The sequence below is a fragment of the Bradyrhizobium sp. CB2312 genome (genome assembly GCF_029714425.1).
GTDB lineage: Bacteria > Pseudomonadota > Alphaproteobacteria > Rhizobiales > Xanthobacteraceae > Bradyrhizobium.
The window spans coordinates 7957305-7975141 of sequence record NZ_CP121668.1 but is presented as its reverse complement, the minus strand read 5'-3'; the positions used below and the strand labels follow the sequence as shown (position 1 = coordinate 7975141).

Annotated in this window: 11 protein-coding genes and 4 pseudogenes; 10 read left to right on the top strand and 5 right to left on the bottom strand. The window is 58.1% G+C overall.

From position 1 onward, the window contains the following. Positions 1–20: 20 nt before the first annotated feature. Complete coding sequence (locus QA642_RS38630) at positions 21–818, bottom strand: IclR family transcriptional regulator (RefSeq protein ID WP_283081582.1); 798 nt, start codon at positions 816–818, stop codon at positions 21–23. Between the two features lie 202 nt (positions 819–1020). Here QA642_RS38630 and QA642_RS38625 point away from each other — a divergent pair, with 202 nt between their 5' ends. From QA642_RS38625 to QA642_RS38585, 9 genes and pseudogenes are all read left to right on the top strand, one after another. Beyond that, a complete protein-coding gene (locus QA642_RS38625) occupies positions 1021–2181 on the top strand; it encodes an aminotransferase class V-fold PLP-dependent enzyme (protein ID WP_283081581.1) in 1161 nt (386 codons plus the stop codon). Positions 2182–2233: 52 nt separating this feature from the next. Beyond that, entirely contained in the window at positions 2234–3025 is a 792-nt protein-coding gene (locus tag QA642_RS38620; protein WP_283081580.1) for an amino acid ABC transporter permease, read from the top strand. Then, positions 3022–3716, top strand: a pseudogene (locus QA642_RS38615) (amino acid ABC transporter permease). Before QA642_RS38620 ends, QA642_RS38615 begins: the two are co-directional and overlap by 4 nt. A 55-nt stretch (positions 3717–3771) precedes the next feature. Then, entirely contained in the window at positions 3772–4539 is a 768-nt protein-coding gene (locus QA642_RS38610; RefSeq protein WP_283081579.1) for an amino acid ABC transporter ATP-binding protein, read from the top strand. Between the two features lie 29 nt (positions 4540–4568). Next, a complete protein-coding gene (locus QA642_RS38605) occupies positions 4569–5462 on the top strand; it encodes an amino acid ABC transporter substrate-binding protein (RefSeq protein ID WP_283081578.1) in 894 nt (297 codons plus the stop codon). A gap of 121 nt (positions 5463–5583) precedes the next feature. After that, the gene (locus QA642_RS38600; protein ID WP_283081577.1) at positions 5584–6936 is read left to right on the top strand and encodes an amidohydrolase family protein; all 1353 of its coding nucleotides are present in this window, start codon (positions 5584–5586) and stop codon (positions 6934–6936) included. Between the two features lie 554 nt (positions 6937–7490). After that, positions 7491–8351 (top strand): annotated as a pseudogene (locus QA642_RS38595) (IS5 family transposase); the annotation flags it as partial. Between the two features lie 74 nt (positions 8352–8425). Further along, positions 8426–9469: an IS110 family transposase gene (locus QA642_RS38590; RefSeq protein ID WP_283081576.1), complete on the top strand. Its 1044-nt coding sequence runs from the start codon at positions 8426–8428 to the stop codon at positions 9467–9469. Between the two features lie 286 nt (positions 9470–9755). Further along, a pseudogene (locus QA642_RS38585) lies at positions 9756–10236 on the top strand (IS5/IS1182 family transposase); the annotation flags it as partial. Between the two features lie 1078 nt (positions 10237–11314). Here QA642_RS38585 and QA642_RS38580 read toward each other — a convergent pair. The 4 genes and pseudogenes from QA642_RS38580 to QA642_RS38565 all read right to left on the bottom strand — a co-directional run bounded on the left by QA642_RS38580 (position 11315) and on the right by QA642_RS38565 (position 15213). Next, positions 11315–11659, bottom strand: coding sequence for a hypothetical protein (locus tag QA642_RS38580; RefSeq protein ID WP_283081575.1), 345 nt, complete (start codon positions 11657–11659; stop codon positions 11315–11317). Positions 11660–11736: 77 nt separating this feature from the next. Further along, positions 11737–13053 (bottom strand): outer membrane beta-barrel protein, encoded by a 1317-nt coding sequence (locus QA642_RS38575; protein ID WP_283081574.1) that lies wholly within the window; start codon positions 13051–13053, stop codon positions 11737–11739. Between the two features lie 560 nt (positions 13054–13613). Continuing rightward, positions 13614–13697: pseudogene (locus QA642_RS38570) on the bottom strand (DUF736 family protein); the annotation flags it as partial. A 190-nt stretch (positions 13698–13887) separates the two neighbouring features. Next, complete coding sequence (locus QA642_RS38565; RefSeq protein ID WP_283081573.1) at positions 13888–15213, bottom strand: DUF3422 domain-containing protein; 1326 nt, start codon at positions 15211–15213, stop codon at positions 13888–13890. 1059 nt (positions 15214–16272) lie between these two features. On the opposite strand from QA642_RS38565, the gene QA642_RS38560 reads away from it, so the two are divergent. Then, a complete protein-coding gene (locus tag QA642_RS38560) occupies positions 16273–17607 on the top strand; it encodes an IS5 family transposase (RefSeq protein WP_283081572.1) in 1335 nt (444 codons plus the stop codon). Positions 17608–17837 lie beyond the last annotated feature (230 nt).

Here is a 17837-nt window from a genome sequence, read left to right as displayed (position 1 = left end):
CAGGCTGGCGCTGAGGATCATCAAGTATCCTCCAATGTGTCGTCTTCACTGTCCGTCTGAAGGATGGTTTGCGACAGGAGCGCGGCGGCTCTTTGAAGCGGAGGAATGAAGCGATCCAGCTCTGTGAAGCTCACTCGTGCTACGGGCACCGATACGCCAAGGCAGGCGATCAGTTCCCGGTCCGGGGAAACGATGGGGACCGCGCAGCCGACGACGCCCTTCACGTATTCCTCATTGGTTTTGGCCCATCCGCGACGGCGGGTTTCCTCGAGAAGCTTCAGGAGGGTTTCGAGATCCACGATGGTGTTGTCGGTGTACCGCGTCAAAGCGAGCGAGCGGCATAACTTCTCGCGCGCCCTCTCGGGTAACCGACTCATGTAGATCTTGCCAGTCGAGGTGCAATGAAGTGGAGCAGCCTCGCCGGGATTGAATTGAAGTCCCTGCGGCTGAGACACCCGTACGCTGTCGACGTAAGCGACAACATTGTCGCGCACGACGCCAATTTCGCACTGTTCGCCGATCTCGCTAGCGACTGCGCGCAGCACCGCATGTCGCCGGGCTGTGCGAAAAGCCGCGCCGATGACTTTGGCAGACAGGGTGACCAACTGATTGCCCACTACGTAGCGCTTTGATCCAAGCGCCTTCTGCAGAAGGCCGCGTTCTTCCAAGTTTCCAACAAGCCGGTGGGCTGTCGGAACGGGTAACGAGAGCGCCTTCGCGATCTCCGCGACCGAGGGAGCCCTCGTCTGACTAGCGACGTAACCGACAACGGCGAATGCCCGGTCGAGCGGTCCAGCCGTTCTTTCTTGCTCTTCCATGCTTACCTCCGTAGTCGCATATTATCATTTTCCGGAATAAATAATACTATAATTTGTAAAATAACTTGGACGCCTGGCCCTTTGCCCATATCGTTGGCGCTGTCGTCTCATGACCAGAGTTTGTGCGGCGCACAGGTGTTGGGATTGCCGTTAGGCCCAAATCCGACAGTGCGGGGCGACGTGACCAAGGATGGAGATGGGAATGTCTCGTCATTACGACGTGGAAGCTGTGCGCAAGGAGTTCCCGGCGGCCAAACGGATGGTCTACCTCGACTCCGGTTTCCAGACGCCGTTGGCGCGTCCTGTCATGATAGCGATCGAGACCTTCCTCCGTGAAAGCATGGAGACAGCCGGACCGAAAAGCGTATGGCTCGATCGGGTTGAGCAAACGCGTGCCAAAGTCGCCCGTTTCCTTGGAGTGGCGTCCGACGAAATTGCCTTCACGAAGAACACATCGGAAAGCATGAACATCGCGGCGAATGCGTTGCCTCTGCGAGCCGGCGACAACGTTTTGATGATCCACGGTGATCACCCAAATAACGCCTACGCCTTCCTCAATCTGAAAAAGAAGGGCGTCCAAATCGACTTCCTTCCGATGACGGATGTCGTAAACGCGGAAACATTTCTTCCCCACGTCGATGAAAAGACTCGCGCGATCTCGCTCTCGCACGTCACCTTCCACGCCGGACATCGCTTCGACATCGAGAGCATCGGCGCTCTTTGCGCGGATAAGAAGCTGTATTTCGTCCTCGACGTCATGCAGGCGATCGGGGTCGTTCCGATAGACGCGAAAGCCATTCAGGCAAGCTTCGTCGGCTCCGGCAGTCACAAGGGATTGCTCGTGCCTCAAGGGCTTGGATTGCTGTATTGGGATAAGAAGCTGCAGGAGTTGGAGCCTGCCTACCTTGCCGCTGCCAGCTTGGCCGAGGTTCCTGACGACCTTATCGCGCGTGCCGATTGCGTGTCACCATCTCCGAGCGCGCGACGTTTCGAACTGGGAAACTTCAACCTTCCTGCGATTCACGCGCTCGGCGCCTCGCTCGATATGATCGAGCAGATTGGCGTGACCAACATTCAGAACCATTGTTTCGACCTCGGTGATCATCTCATCGCCCAACTGGACGAACTCGACCTCAGTCTCGTCGGTCCACGTCAGCGTCAGCATCGCTCGCCTCACATCTACGTCGTTGGCCTGCCCGCGACAGAATGGCTCGGCTACTTCGAAGAGAACGGCGTGCGTGTTTCCCCCGAACGCGATGGCATTCGCGTTTCGTTCGGCATGTTCAACACAGTCGACGATGTGGATCGTCTGGTGCATCTTATCCGTGAGCGGCAGTCTAAAAGGTCATTCAGGGCCGCTTAGGATTTGGCATGGGAGCGGTTTGGGAAAAACACCTGCAATCGGGAGGCTCGCGATGTTCGGAGTTCTTCTTGAAAATACAATGGATGGCCAGCGGTACATCGACTGGCTTCTTTCGGGCCTTGGTTGGACGTTGGCGCTTGCCTTCTTCGGCTGGTGGATAGCGTTCGCGGTCGGAGTCGCGGTCGGCATCGGGCGAACAGTGCGGCACCCCGTTTTCGGGGCATTTGCCCGATTCTATGTCGAGATCTTCCGGAACATCCCCATCCTCGTGCAGATGTTTCTCTGGTACTTCGTCCTGCCCGAGCTTCTTCCGAGTGCGATAGGCGACTGGATCAAGCAGATTCCTCCGCCTTGGGGATCTTTCTTTCCGGCGCTGTGGTGTCTGAGCCTATACACCGCAGCGCGCATCGCAGAACAGGTTCGCGCAGGTATCGAAGCCTTGCCTAAGGGGCAAGCCGAAGCGGCTGCCGCACTTGGCCTGAGCGGATATCTGACCTATCGCCATATCATCCTGCCCCAGGCTCTGCGCCTCATCGTGCCAAGCCTGACAAGCGAGGTGATGGGCATCTATAAGAACACGTCCGTGGCTCTGACCATCGGCTTGATGGAGTTGACCGCCCAGGCGCGCCAAATCAGCGACGCTACGTTCCAAACCTTCACTGCATTCGGTGTCGCCACACTCATCTATCTTGCTTTGGCTCTGATCGCCTACCAGACGATGATGCTCATCGACAGAGCGGTGCGCATTCCAGGTACCGCACCAGGCAAGGAAGCCGTCGAGTCAGATTTTGACGATGTGCAGCTGGAAAGCTCCTTGCCTGGCAGTATGGAGGTCGTGAAATGAACAGCCTCGATTTCTCGATCATCGCGCAGGCATGGCCCTATTTATGGTCAGGATTGCTATTCTCCCTCTCCTTGACGGCAACTGCCTTCCTGATTGGGACGTTTCTCGGAACGCTCTTCGCTCTCGTGCAGCATTTTGAACTCCGCATTCTAAGCCAGCTCGTCCGTGGCTATGTTGCCATGATGCGATCGATTCCGCTCATTCTCGTCCTGTTCTGGTTTTTCTTCTTGGTGCCCGTCGTTTTGGGCCACCTGTCAGGCAATGGTCGTCCGATTCCGGTCGGTGCCACCTATACGGCGTTCATCACGTTCGGCTTGTTCGAGGCGGCCTACTATTCGGAAATCATCCGCGTCGGTTGCGCGCGGTGAACAAGGGACAGTTCGAGGCCTGCCAGGCTCTCGCCTTGTCGACATTCGATACGTATCGCCACATCATCCTGCCGCAGGTGTTTCGGGTGGCCAGCCCCATCATCCTGAGCCAGACCATCATTCTGTTTCAGGATACGTCGCTCGTGTACGTGCTGTCCCTCACCGATCTGCTTGGTGCGGCTTCGAAGCTTGCACAGCTCAATGGTCGCCTCGTCGAGATGTACCTCGCAGTAGCCGTTGCTTATCTCATCATAAGTTCCGCCGCGTCCCAATTCGTCGCCTCACTTCGCAAGAAGTACGCGATCGCGGGCGCCCACCGATAGTCATCGATGATCTGATAGCCCGTCATTCCCTGGCGGCTTCAACCTGGAGACCAGCATGCAGCAAGAGCGCACGGTTAGCCCAGCCGACCAATTCCCGATGGTTGTCGTCGAGCAACTCGTCAAGCGATACGGCAGCTTCAATGCCCTGAGTGATATCAATCTCAACATTGCAAAAGGAGAAAAGATCGTACTCTGCGGGCCGTCGGGTTCGGGGAAGTCGACCTTGATCCGCTGTATCAATCAGATCGAAAAGCATGATTCAGGCCGCATAGTCGTCGACGGGACCGAGCTGACAGATCGGATTGGCGATATCAACAGCGTCCGCTGCGAAGTGGGTATGGTCTTTCAAACCTTCAACCTGTTTCCACATCTCTCGGTGATCGAAAACTGCATGTTGGCTCCGATGAAAGTGAGGGGGCTACCCCGAGCTGAGGCGCATGGTCGGGCGATGATGTTGCTGAGGAAAGTTCGCATTCACGATCAGGCCAAGAAGTATCCCGCCCAATTGTCGGGCGGCCAGCAGCAGCGTGTTGCGATAGCTCGCGCCCTGTGCATGCAGCCCAAGATCATGCTGTTTGACGAGTCGACTTCCGCTCTCGACCCGGAAATGGTCAAGGAGGTGCTCGACACCATGGTTGAGCTCGCGCAGGACGGGATGACGATGGTCTGCGTCACACACGAAATGGGTTTTGCGCGCGAAGTGGCAGATCGTGTGGTCTTCATGGATCGCGGCTCGATCGTGGAAGAGGGTGATCCCAGCACCTTCTTCCAAGCACCGAACACGGAACGGGCCAAGACCTTCCTCAACCAGATCATTCATTAGCCGCGTTTTATCCGAACCGAGACATCTCCATGCTCAGAATGCTTGCACTGCTCTCCGCAACTGCTATCGCCATGCTTTCAGTCTCCACTGCTCAGGCCGGTCCGACGCTCGACAACATCAAGTCGAAAAAGGCGATCACCATTGGCTACCGCGAAGCTTCGATCCCCTTTTCCTATCTCGGCGGCGACCAGAAGCCAGTCGGTTTTTCCCTGGACCTGTGTGCGCATATCGTCGATCGGCTGAAAGCTGATCTCAGCACTCCAGACCTTCATGTCAAGCTCACGCCGGTCAATTCGTCGAACCGCATCCCGCTGATACAGAACGGTACGATCGATATCGAGTGCGGCGGCACTGCCAGCAGCAAGCAGCGTCTGGAACAGGTCTCATTCAGCGTTTCGACCTTCGCTAGCCAAACGGCTTGGCTCGCAAAGGTGTCGAGCGGGTTCAAGACGCCGAAAGATCTAAAGGGCAAGACTATCGTTGTCACACAGGGGTCGGATGCGCTTGGTATCGCCAAAGGTATCTCGCAGGATGAAGGTCTCAATCTTACGATCGCGCAAGCCAAAGACCATGCTGAATCCCTGCTGCTGCTGGCCACCGGGCGGGCATCGGCGTGGGTGGAGGCGGACATTCTCTTGGCCGGTATGAAGGCGGATTATTCGAACCCCGCAGACCTAACTTTCTTAAGAGCCAATTATGGCACGATCTACTATTATGGCCTGATGTTCTCGAAGGATGACCCCGACTTCAAAAAAATGGTCGACGACGTTCTCTCCAAGCTCATGGCTTCCGGCGAGTTCGCGAAGATCTACGACAAATGGTTCATGGCTGCGATCCCACCGAAGAACATCAACCTCAACTTTCCAATGACGGAGGCTCTTAAGGAGCGCGTTGCCCATCCGAGTGACGTCGTCAAAAATTGATCTAATCGGAGTGCGGTCGCGAAATGCGCCGTTGGCAAACGTTAGACATACATCATGGTTAACGCAGCGGTGATCGCGAATGCGGATGCAAGCGACTGTCCTTACCTGAAAGGAGTCCAAAATGAGTAGCGCTGCTATTGGCTGGGAGGCAATGACGGAATCCGATCGAAAGATTGCGCAGTGGGTGGAGGAAACGCCGTTTGTGGACACCCACGAACATCTGATTGAGGAAAGTCAACGCCTTGCTGGAGCGATCCATCCACGAACATTGCCATGCAACGACTGGGCTTATTTATTCAGGTCCTATACGGCCGAGGATCTGGTCGTTGCCGGCCTTCCGGGGGGCGATTTGCGCAGGTTCCTCGGGCCGGATCTTCCAAGCCAGGAAAAATATCGATTGATCGCCCCCTATTGGGAGCGCATCCGCCACACCGGCTACGCCCAGGCCCTGCGCCATACGTTTCGCGGCGTTTACGGTGAAGATGATTTGACGGCCGAGAGCCTGCCGCGCATCGCTGAGAAATACCGAAAAACGGTGCAGCCGGGGTTTTATGCCCGCATTTTTGGCCTGGCGAACATCGAGGGCTGCCATGTCAATTCGCTACAGCGCATTTTTATGGAGACCGAACAGCCAGGGCTACTCGATCACGATATAAGCATCCTTCAACTCTGCCGGTGTAGCGCTGCTGATTTTGCGTGGGTGGAGGCAGAGACGGGCAGGCGACCCGCGACGCTCGATGAGTGGCTCGACGTCATCGACTTCTACTTCGCAACATACGGTCCCAAAGCCGTCGCCGTAAAATCGCAGATTGCCTATTCCCGCGCTCTCAATTTCGAGCCGGTCACCAAGGCGCATGCGTCAAGGCTATTTCCTCATCACGCCGACAGAGTCGGCGCGTTACACGCCCTGGGTCCCGAGGACCTCAAGGCGCTACAAGATTATCTGTTCCGCTATTGTGTCGACAAAGCTGGCGAGTGCGGCCTTCCGGTCAAACTGCACACCGGCGTTTTGGCCGGCTATGGCGTGATGCAACTCGGCCGTACCCACAGCAATGCCGTAGACGTATGCCGTCTGTTGCAGGACTTTCCCGAAACCCGTTTTGTTCTCATGCATATCGGCTACCCATATGAGCACGAGTTTATCGCGCTGGCCAAACATTACCCGAATGCCGCGATCGACATGTGCTGGGCGTGGATTATCAATCCGGTGGCGGGCGTTCGCTTTCTGAAGGAGTTTCTGGTGGCGGTCCCGTCGAACAAGATCTTCACCTTTGGGGGCGACTATGTCGCTGTCGAGCCAATTTACGGCCATGCGTTTGTAGCGCGTCGTGGAATCGCGATGGCACTCTCGCAATTGGTTGCCGAAGGGTGGGTTGCGCTTGAAGAGACTCGTGGTCTGATAGAAAGGATCATGCGCGGGAACGCTCAACAGTTCTTCCGTAAACCACATCGAGAGCACGCAATTCATCCCTGAACGGTGCATAAGCACCATCATTTCGCTGGGGGAGGCTTGGAAAATGGTCGCGTCAGCGGGATAGCCTGGCTCGCTTTGGTCTACGGGTCTCCGCATCAGATAAGCGAATGAACCCGCGGTTACTCGAGTTGGCTATTCGAGCCTAAAGCCTAAGCCTCAACAGCGTTGCCAAGCGCATCAGCGGATCGACTCGCGGGCGCGTAGGTCGGCATGCTAGTCTAAGCGGGCGCCGTGCGCCACATGACTAAGGGCAGTGGCCGAGTCGCGAAAACTGAATTGCACCTGTACAGGCCAAGTCGAGGGTTAATTCTCCGCCACCTCGGTAGAGACTTGGAACAAGCCATCGAACTTCTCGACAATCGCCGACCCGCTGGCGGTACGATTCGTAGCGCTGATCTAGTCGTCCGTGAAGAACTCCCAAGCCGTTGATTTGGAATCCAGAAGCGGTGTTTTGCCGTAACCGGATTTGCCGGAAAGTGGGCCTTTGGAGCGGGATTCCTTGCAAACTTGATTTGTGATTCACTCGTCTCGGACTGCTTTGGCGAGGGGGCGAGATGCGACCACGGGAGCGGGGCGAGACGGGAGAGCAGGATCTTTTCCGCTCTCGGCTTGATCAGATCATCGACATGAAACATCCGCTGGTGGCGCTGGGGCGGACGGTGGATTGGAGGTTCCTGGAAGAGCGGTTCGGCGAGGTTTACACCGATGATCCCGGCCGGCCGCCGCTGCCGACGCGCTTGATGGCGGGACTGGCGATCCTCAAGCACACCTACGACCTCTCCGACGAGGTGTTGTGCGAGCGGTGGGTCGAGAACCCCTACTACCAATACTTCTGCGGCGAGGAGTTCTTCCAGCACCGGCTGGCGTTCGATCGCTCATCGCTGACGCGCTGGCGCAACCGGATGGGCGAAGAACGGCTGACAGCGCTGATCCAGGAGAGCCTGTCGGTCGCCACGAAGGCCAAGGCGATCAAGCCGTCCGAACTGTCGCGAGTGATCGTCGACACCACGGTTCAGCCCAAGAACGTGACATTCCCTACTGATGCGAAGCTTCTGAACCGGGCGCGCGCAAAACTGGTGCGGCTGGCGCAGCTTCACGGGGTAACTTTGCGTCAATCCTATGCGCGCCTGGGCAAGTTCGCCCTGATCCAGCATCAGCGCTATGCTCACGCCAAGCAGTTCAAGCGCGCCAATCGGGCGCTCAAGACGCTGCGGACCTATCTGGGCCGCGTGATCCGCGACATTGGCCGCAAGATCGACGGTGACAGTGGGCTCGAAGCGGCGTTCGCCAAGCTGCTGGCGCTGGCGCGGCGCGTGCGCGAGCAGAAGCAGCATCAGCGCGGACCGAAGGTCTATTCCTTGCACGCGCCGGAGGTCGAATGCATCGGCAAAGGCAAGGCGCATCGGCCATACGAGTTAATGGCATGGACCACGCCCGCTCTCAGCGGCAACGTGCAGCCCGGCGGGGGGCAGCAGCAGGAGCGCAAGCCATGTCGAATACGAACCTTGTCACAATCGGCATCGATCTCGGGAAGAACACATTCCACGTCGTCGGTCTCGATGCCACAGGCGCAATTACGCTACGCAAGAAGCGGTCGAGAAATCAGCTTGACCAGTCGCTGGGCAATATTCCGCGTTGTCTGATCGGAATGGAGGCGTGTGCAGGCGCACATCATCTGGGGCGCAGGCTCGAGAAATTAGGCCATCAAGTACGGCTCTTGCCGGCGCAGTACGTCAAACCATACCTCAAGGGTCACAAGAATGACTTTCGGGATGCTGAAGCGATCGCCGAGGCCGCTCAGCGGCCGACAATGCGGTTCGTTCCAGTGAAGTCAGCCGAACAACTTGATTTACAGGCACTACACAGAGTTCGCAGTCGATTGGTGACGCAGAGAACGGCGGTCATCAATCAAATCCGGGGCTTTTTGCTTGAGCGAGGGCTACCAGTGCGGCAGGGAGCGGCAGCACTCCGACTGGCACTTCCTCAGATTCTCTCAGCGCCAAACGACAACTTATCGCCTCGCGTGATCCAGCTCATTCAGGACTTGGCCGAGGACTGGCGCTATCTCGACCGACGGGTCGCGTCAATGACGAAAGAAATCGACGAACTCGCTGATCAAGATCCACACTGTCGCCGCCTAATGAGTGCGCCCGGCGTCGGGCCGATCATCTCAAGCGCGATGGTCGCCGCCATCGGAACCGGTGATGCCTTCCATAAAGGCCGAGACTTTGCAGCATGGCTAGGTCTGGTACCAAAGCAAATCTCGACCGGCGATCGAACCATTCTCGGGCGCATATCGAGGCGCGGTAATCGGTACCTGCGAACGCTGTTTATTCAAGGTGCCAGAGCCGTACTTCTGCAGCGTCAGAGTTGGCCTCGGCATGGCTTCGCAGCCTGGTTAGAGGCAGCGTCGAAGCGGCTCCACTCCAATGTCTTGGTTGTTGCCCTGGCCGCAAAACTTGCGCGCATGGCCTGGAGCATGCTCGCAAAGGGCCCTGACTACGACGCCAACCTCCTGGGCCGCACCGCATAAGAAACAGGGCCGGAAAGGAAAATCCAAGGTCGGGATCAGAAGGCACAATAACCCGCCGAGGTTTGCGAGACGGAAAGGACGAATGGAGAAACGGTTCCACCGACACTTCTGAAGCCTGGTTCGACTCCATGGCCCTTCTTGAGGCCGGCGAGTTATTGAGGACAGAAGTGAGCGGATATCCATGATGGCTCGGGGCAACAGCCCCAAATTGAAGCCGGATAGATTGGCGCAAACCGCTTCATCCCTTTGTCGATTCCTCTTGCAAGGCGGGCGTGGTCCATAGATCGGCGTCAAGGTCTCCGTTGCCACCACGATCGGCCATGCCAAGGGTGGCCAGTTCGTCACCCATGTGAAGGCGCTACCGGGCAACCCCCTATGACGGTCACACGCTGGCCACCGTGATCCCGGACATGGAGGCGCTGGTTGGCAACATCATCGCACGCCTCCTCGCCGACAAGGGATACCGCGGCCACAATGCGCCACCCGATTACAAGCTTAGGGTCTTCCTCTCCGGCCAGAAGCGAGGCGTGACGCCCAAGATCAAGCGCGAACTGCGCCGCAGGGCCGCGGTCGAACCCGTGATCGGCCACCTCAAGGCCGAGCACCGCATGGGCCGCAATTATCTCTGGTTCCGCCAGGGCGACGCTGCCAACGCCGTGCTCGCCGCCGCCGGCTACAACTTCCGCCGCCTCATTCGTTGGCTCAGCCTATTGCTGCGCCAAATCCTCTCTGCTCTCACTGCCGCGGTTCAAACCGTTCCAGCCTGAATCCAGAGTTCTTCACGGACGACGATCTACGATCAGGGATCGTACCAAATATCGTTCCCAGCCCGTGGCTCTTTGCAAGACGGACTGTGATGAACTGGTCCGGGAGCTTAGGTTTGTCAACTGCTAACGGGGGCGTGTGCACGAGGTGTGACCAGGATATCAATATCGGGGATACGATATGACGGGCATTGGCCGAGCTGGCACATCGCACGTTGGGGCTGCAGGATGAGGCAGTTCGAGCCTGGAGCCCGGCCTTGTCCCAGAGGAACGCAGCCAATCCTTCGACGCCGTTGTGAAGCGGATGCGCTCCGCCTCAAGATTGAGCCGCGGCGCTTGCGAACCCGCCACCGACTTCGGATGTGGGGCGCCAACGCGGTCACGCAGCAAAGCGAAAATTGGGGAGCCTCCTTGAGGAGCTTGAAACTTGTCGTCGAGCGGGCAGGCGCGCGCAGGACTTGCCCGAGGCGCAAGAGCTGGTCGACCACGTCGTCAGGGCAGGCTCAGCAGTTCTGGACTGCTACGCTGATCTGCCCCCAAACTTGACGCGTCGCATTCTGCCCGACGATGGGGCCCGCCGGGTTAGCTCATCCCGGACTTTCGGATCATCTCAATGCCGCGCCGGCACAGATTGCGGGAGCGCGCGACATCGGGGCCTTCTCGCGCGCAGTAATGCACAAAAGCAAGCGGTTCCGTGGCGCAGCTTGCTCATTCCGAGCCAACTGAATTGCTGCCGCGTTTTCTCAACTTGAGGACGCGCGCATTGAAACTATTGTCCAATAACGAAGTGAAAGCGCTGACACTTTCTTCTATTCTTCTATTCTCATGTTGGAAAATCCTCAAGGAAGGCCGGGTGGTGGGTGCAAGCGTGTCGGCACTGAGGCTTTCGGGGGCCGGAGGGACTCGAGAGGCGTGTGGGGCTCGCACCGGCTGGCACTCATTCTTGGCATGCAAGCTGCTCTGCTCGATTCCGAGGTGCTTCACCATCCTTACCCACGACGTCGGCGTCCTGTTTGGCGCCGACGTCGATGCTTATGAGCAGGCCTGGATGGCTCGAGAAGTAGTCTCGAGCCGGCCAAGATCAACTCTTTGAGTCGAACTTGTAAGAGGCCTGAAAGAATGTACCCCAGCGCTCCATACTGTACTTCGCAAGAATGCGCGGGGCACCGACGCAGCCGCTGCTGCTGCACAAAGAGTCGCTGTCCTTTTTGGTCCACATGGCCCAATAGCGGCCACCGACGCCGACGCTGATGTTTTTGGTGATCGAGTAGGACAACACGCCTTCGATCTGGACGCCGCCACCACCATTTCCGCGTTGTTCATCAAAGGTGGTCATGTCGCGCAAGAGATGATAGTCACGTCCCTTGAAGCCGGTCCAGGGCAAGTAGGCCACGTCGGCGTTCAAACGCCAACGCTCGGTCAGCATGGTTTCGGCGCTCAGGCCGATCCGAGGCGCATTCCATTGAGTATACTCTCCGCCGATGATCCTGCTGTCACCCGACGTCAAACACGAATACAGCGGGTTAGCCCCTGCATGCATCCGGTCGAGTCCGAACTCTGGCCGTAATAGGTCCAGCCTATAAATCCCCCGACTTTGTAGTCGCTGCTGCGCAGGAAGTCGTAACCGACGTCAGCCGTGTAATAGGCAAACCTCCCGTTTGACTGGCCGGAAAGGTTGTTGATGTAGGAAAGTCCGTCCTCGGGTATCCAATCTTCATTATTTATTTTTCCTTTGTTGAACTGCCCGATACCAAGATTGCTTTTCAAGAAAACTCCCCATGGACTGTCAACACGGCCGAATAACTCCCCGGAAAGTCCGTCCAGTCCATGATAAGTGAGCCTCGATTCCAGTATGCTGGGGTCTTCAGGCCAGCCGTTCCGAACTGCGCTGTGATCCCACTGGAAACGTCCCCGGCTCAGCCAGAGCCGCGAGCCGCCTTCGAAGGACCAGCCGGGCGAGTAGAAAATAGGTGGTACGCTGCCGGCTGATTTCGCATACAGCGGCGCATCGGACCATTGTGCGGCCTCTGGATCCGCACCAAAGTGGTAGTTCAGGCCAATCTTTCCGATGTGATAGTTACTGGTCAGGCTGGTTGTGCTCGCCGGCAGAATCGCAAGCGGCGGAAACTGCACTGTCGCAGCCGTCGCGACACTCGGCCCGCCAAAATGCAGATAGTCATATTCGACGTTCACCGACCATGCGGGAGTTAGGGCTTGCTCGACGCCCAGCCCGATAATGCCACCGACCCGACCATCGTCGAAATGCGTTCTGCCCTGTGGCCAGCCGCCTTCAAAGTTGTTGACGACATCGCCCCGATTGTTTTGCCAGGCTAGGCCTGCCTTGAGATAGGCCAGCGTGTGCCCGAGCGCGCCAAAGGCGTAACCGACGCGACCGGTCCCGGTGGCAAAGAGGCTCGGACCTGCCTTGCAATTTGCGCTCACAACGAAGCCCGAAGAGGCGAGGCATGTACTTGTGCCGTTGGAGACAGCACCGCTGGCATCCAGCTCGATGCCAAACACCCAGCTGTTGTTCTGCCAGTTGTAACCGATCCGGCCACCCGCAAGGAACGCCGGGGTATCGACGATGCCGCCATAGATTGATGGACCGTATGGATTGCTGAAGGAGGTCCGGCCGTACCCACCGCCGGCATGCCCGCCAATATAGCTTCCAGACCAGTTCCACACCGCTTGTGGCGGTTTAAGTTGTGGCTCAAGATCCGCCGGCTTCGCTGCGCTGCTTGCGACGAGCGCAATTGTTGTCGCACCACAAAAAAAGATTCTACATCGCATCAAAGTTTGCCCCGGAACTTGCCAGTTCACGACCCGCCTCCTCAAGTATCGCCGCACGACAATCGTCGGAGCAGACCAGACACGCGGGCGCGCCGGGTCCGTCCCCAAGATCACCGCACTACGATTGGTGATGATTTCCCGAATAAGCAAGCCGCGTGCCGAATTGAACTCGTACGCTTTGCGAGGTCTTCGGAAGTATTTGTCGCGTCAACTTGCCGATTTGACAATCTGAGATTCCGACAGTCTCTCCATACCCGACATTTGCGAGGGCAGATCCAATGCGCAACGTTTATGTTTGCGTGGAAATAGTTGCGTGCCAAAGCGCCGCCAAACGGAAGACAGCCAAGGCTTGGGAGTGAGTGGCGATTGTGACCCCGGATGCTCAAAAGCAACACACGATGGAGTGGCAGCCGAAATGGAGAAGAACACGGGACTTTTCTGAAACTGATTGCGCTAGGTGATTTCAAACGGCAGGCGCCCACTTGAAGATCACAAAGGATCAAATGCCGATTGCACGAGCCCTTTGAGCGCACGCTCGGCGCTAATAAAAATCGCGCAACTGGATTCGTGACGATCGGGTCGCTGAGTGTCGTGAAGCTCGGATCGTCGAGCTTCAGACCTAGATAATCGCGGCCCTCGTTGGAGCGCTTCGACCAGGCGGCCCCGATCTCCACACTGGATGAGGAAGGTGAGGGCTTCAGCCTGATCTGGCCCCGTCTCAGCCGTCGCAACGGCGACTGACCCGATCCACAATGCCTCGCCGGCTGCATTACCTTGCGCAGGAGCCGGCCGCGATCTTGCGGCAGCGTCGCCCCCCACCATGCGAGCTTCGCAGGACGGAGGCACCGATTCCCTCAAGGAGCTTTAGTCGCAAGTAACCGAGGGCTCGTCATTGTGCTTGAGGTGTCGCTTTCGGACATTGTAACTCACCAGCCAGATCACGCCGACCGCGATCGGCACGAAGGCTGCGGTCAGGAACGAGGGCTCTACTCGCAGTCCGACATCATGCGCGCCCTTGGCAAGATAACTAAACAGGCTGACCACATAATATCCTATCGCCCCGACCGACAATCCTTCGACCGTGCACTGCAGCCGAAATTGCTGTCTCGCGCGCTCGTTGATAGCCTGCAACAGGTCACGATTCTGTCGTTCGATTTCGACGTCGACCCGGGTTCGCAACAGGTCGGCGGCCCGCGCGAGCTTGACCGACAGAGTGGCCTGACGATCCTCCACAGTGGCGCAGGTTCGCATCGCCGGCGCCATGCGGCGTGCCAGAAACGACGACCAGGTTGGATAGCCCGAGACATCGTTGCCTTCAATGATGGATAGTCGCGATTGGACCAGCTCGTAATAGGCCCTGCTGGCGCCGAAGCGAAAGAGGCTGCCGGTCGCGCCTCTTTCGAAGGATGCGGCCAGCGCCGTCAGCTCGGCAAGCAGATGGTTGTTGAACTGCAGCCCCTCACCGCTTTGCATTTTCTCGAGCGCCTCAACAAGACGGCGGTCGATGCGATCAACAGATGGTGCAAGCTCAAGGGCCGCCGATAGGCCAAGCAGCGCCAATGGACGGTAGGTCTCGATTTCCAAAAGCCGCTGCACCAGCGCTCCGAGATCGTGCGATGTCAACCCGAGGTCGCAGACGAGTATTTTCGTGAAGCCTTTTTCGTCTACGCGGAAGTCTGAAGCGGCAACGCCTGTGCCGCTCTTTGTGACAACCATGGCCAGGCTATTCTTGTCAAAAATCTGTTCGGCCCGCCTGGTCGGCGAGCTGTCTCGCTCCACTTCTAGCCTGATCGCGACCAGCAACTGTCCGGTCTGACGCAGCGCGTGGATCAGCGATCGGACGGTCCCATCAACTTTGTCAAATTGGTCTGCGGCAGAACAATTTGCGTTAATCCAGATCCAGGTAAAGGTTGTAAATTCCGAATGCTGCTCCCAGCGTAACGTAGCGGGACCGATGACAATCTGATGAAGTTTCGCCGATTGCTCAGGCGGCGTAAGATTGCGCTCGAGGCAAAAATCGATAAAACGGCAGCGGTCGCTTGTGGCCGCCTCGCCCTGTGCAAGAAAAGCGAAGTGGATCACGCTGAACGGCGAAACAAGGCGCGTGAAGGGGCGCGCGTGCACTTCGCGGAGCACAGCGTCGCGTTGCGGATGTGGGGTGAAGGTTCGCAGATCCAGTTCATCGACCATGTATTGACGCCTCGCTTCAGGTGAGCAGGCAACCGGCAGCCTTGACGCGGGATGCAATGGCGGTGCTGGGAAACGGTTGCGCGGCTAGGTTGCTGATGAAAGTCATGTCGACGGTCACTACCGAGGCCGCCTTGAACTCGGGAAAGAGGTCTTGCGGGAGGAGCGTCGGGCCAGGCAGATTGAGTGAGCCGCCCCATCCAGCTTTCGAATGACGGCATCAACGTATGGTCCGGTGTTCACGGCGAAATGTCGGCATTGCGGCTCAATAGCTGTAGCGCTGCGTGCGCTAACTTGGCGGTGGCGCGCGGCACGGTTCGACGAATGCCTAGATTTACGTGGACATGGTTGTCTGGCCGTCCCTCAAGTGCCGCCGCGTGTCCGCCGATGAGCACCTCGGCTTGTGGCTTGATTATGCCGATGTCGAGAGGGGGGCGGGCGGAAGCTCCTTCGCGGCCATGAGCAAAGGTCCTGCTCGCCCTGCAAACGATCTGCGCGCGGGTTGGCGAGGTCGAACATCGCGAAGACCGAATTTATGAGGTTCGCCCCAGGAGGACGACGCTCGCATTTGGTCAACAGACCTAGTGCGCGGGGTTTTACAAGAACGGGCATGAAACCTGCCAAGACGTTTTTCGTCCCCACCAATATCTCTCTGGCGTGACAGACTTTCGGTCGCACGATGCAAACGCGTCTTTATGTCCCATACCAAATTTGGTAGGTAGCCGTTTTAGCTCCGCGTTGCGTAAACTGTCGTTCCCGCGGCGAAGGTTGATATTCGAAGCAAGCGCAATTTGCACCAGCAGAATCATCGGCTCCCAAAGCCGATCGATCGACCCGATATCGGACCAGACTGCCGCTCACCGAAGAATTAAAACCGTTTGTCTGTGTAGTCGCCCGTGAAGAATTCGGAAGCGATTGATCTGTCGCAGTGATTTGACGCGGGCAAGTATTCGATTTTGCAAGAATGCCGTGGGTAGGTCCTGGTTTTCTTGCGTTTTTGGATTCCGGATTGGGCGGCTTCGTGATTCCTTTGACGGCGAGATTCGCTATTGGGGAGAACCCATGAGCCATCCGCGCGACGATCGTCAGGACGATCTGTTTCGTCCATCTCTGGAGAAGATCATCAACCTTCGCCATCCGTTGGTGCGTCTGGCGGCGGAGATCGATTGGGACTTCCTGGCGGGACGCTTCAGTTCGGTCTGTCGCCTCGGGCCGGGGCAGCCACCGTTGCCGACACGATTGGTAGCCGGACTATTCATCCTCAAGCACATGCACAATCTCTCTGACGAGGCGCTGTGCGACAGGTGGGTCGAGAACCCGTATTTTCAGCATTTCTGCGGCGAGGTGGTGTTCCGGCACGACTTGCCATTCGATTGCTCGTCGCTGACCCGCTGGCGCCAGCGGCTGGGTGAGGAGCAGATCGCCGCGCTGTTGCAAGAAAGCCTCTCGGTGGCGCATCGAACTGGGGCAATCGAGACCAAAGATCTCGAGCGGCTCGTTGTGGATACCACCGTACAGGAGAAGGCGATCGCGCATCCGAGCGATGCACGGCTCATGCACCGGGCGATCGAGAAGCTGGTCGGTTTGGCCAAACGCGAGAGCGTCGAACTGCGCCAAAGCTATCTGCGCGTGGCCAGGCGCGCCGCCATCATGGTGGGACGCTACACGCATGCCCACCAGTTCAAGCGTGCCCGGCGAGAGCTCAAATTCCTGCGCACCCGGCTTGGCCGCATCATCCGTGACATCAGACGCAAGATCGAGGGCGACCCTGCGCTTGAGGATCGCTTTGGTCCGCTGCTCGATCTCGCCCACCGGGTTCGCCATCAAGAGCAGCGTCAGCGCGGTCCCAAGGTCTACTCGTTGCACGCCCCCGAGGTGGAGTGCATCGGCAAAGGCAAGGCCCGGGCACCTTACGAATTTGGCTGCAAAGTCTCGATTGCCACGCCTGCCACCGCGCCCAAAGGCGGGCAGTTCGTATTGCATGCCAAGGCCCTGCACGGCAATCCCTATGACGGCCACACGCTCGGTCCCGTCATCGCCGACCTCGAAAAGCTCACTGGTGTTGCAGCGCGCCGCATCCACGGCGACAAGGGCTACCGCGGCCACAACTATCCTGACCGGTTCAAGGTCTGGATCAGTGGCCAGGTTCGCCGTGTCACCAAAGCCATCCGCCGCGAGATGCGGCGTCGCGCCGCCGTCGAGCCTGTGATCGGCCATCTCAAGGACGACCACCGAATGCGCCGTAACCATCTCAAGGGTCGCGACGGCGACCGCACCAACGCCGTGCTCGCCGCCGCCGGCTACAACTTCAGCCTGCTCCGCCGCTGGCTCACCGAACTTTTATGCGGCCTGTTATGGATGCTCTGTCGCCACCTATCGCAATCACACCTTGCGTAAAACGGTGCTCAGGGACGTTCTTCACGAACGACTGTGTAGAATCGATACTTCGTGGCCGTGGGTAAGTTGCTTCGTTAGACGAAGCCGTTGATGCGGTGGACGCTAGCTAGACGCATTCGTCTTGCGACTGAGCAGGGCGTGCGTGGGGCGCCCTCGAGGCGGCTCGCTACATCTAATCCCAGCCGAGTGCACACGAAAGCACCGAGCCCGATCGGCGGTCCGGCCGGAAA